We start from the raw sequence: 1,071 nt of genomic DNA, 5'->3' as shown, positions 1-1,071 counted from the left end.
GGCCAGCAGCGCGGCGGGAGTGGCCCGGGCCAGGCCCAGCTCCTCCAGCAGCCGGGAACTCGGCGGCAGCGGCACGGGGCGGCCCGGGGACGGACCCCTGGCCGTGTCCGCCTCGCGCAGCGGCGCCAGCGCCCGTGCGAAGCGCTCGGCCCAGGCCGACGACACCCCGTCCACGGTCGCGACCGGGGCGTTCGCCGGATCCGTGCCGCGCGCCACCACCCGTACCGCCGTGGCGACGGCGCCGCTGAGCAGGCCGACGGCCCCGCAGGAGCGGAAGGCGGGGGAGGCGGCGGCCGCGGCCTCCAGAGTCGCGGCGAGCGGGGAGGTCGGGGTGGCGGCCGCCGTCTCGGCCAGGCACAGCAGATGGACGCCCGCGGCCGGTCCGTGCGCCGCCAGCCGTGCCACGGCGTCACGCAGCTCGGCGGGACCGGGATCGCCGTCGACCACGGCGACCGTCAGCGGGCCGCGGCGCGCGCCCGGCTCCGGTCCGTCCAGCCGCCGCAGCAGCTCCCCGGTGCGGGCGGCGGCCTGCTCACGGTCGTACGCCAGCAGCAGGCGGCAGTCCTGGCCGCGGGTCGGGCGCAGGTGCGGCAGCCAGCCCAGCCAGGACCAGTCACCGCCCTCCGCCGGGCCGTGCGCGCGACCGAGGGGCGCACGGCCCGGGGCGATCAGCACGACCTCCAGGGCACCGGGCCCGTGCAGTGCGGTGAGCTGGGCGAGGACCGAGCGCACCAGCGGCATCAGCCGGGCCCGGGGGCCGGCCAGCCCCAGCGAACCCGTACGCCGCAGATCCACCGTCACCGGCTCGACGGCTCCGGCCGCGCCGCGGGCGGAGCCGAGCCGGAAGGTCAGCGCGTCGGGGTGGCCGAAGCCGCGCTCCCACAGCCGGGGGCCGGGGCCCAGCGCGGTGAGCAGGATCTCCGACGGGTCCGGCCAGCGGTCCTCACCCGCCGCGGGCGGGGTGGCGGGGGGCACGGCGGACGGGACGGACCCGGACCGGACCGCCCCGCGGGCGTCCGCGCCGTCCTCCGTCCGTCCTCCGGTGAGCCGCCGCGCCCAGGAGCCCAGGCC

1 pseudogene is annotated in these 1,071 nt (G+C 80.7%); it reads right to left on the bottom strand.

Annotated features, from left to right (window positions below):
- Window positions 1-1,071, bottom strand: a pseudogene (locus tag AC2CJA_RS26830) (cell division protein FtsK); the annotation flags it as partial.

Source organism: Streptomyces sp. ATLC9, assembly GCF_057196705.1.
This window is presented reverse-complemented; position numbering and strand designations above follow the sequence as displayed.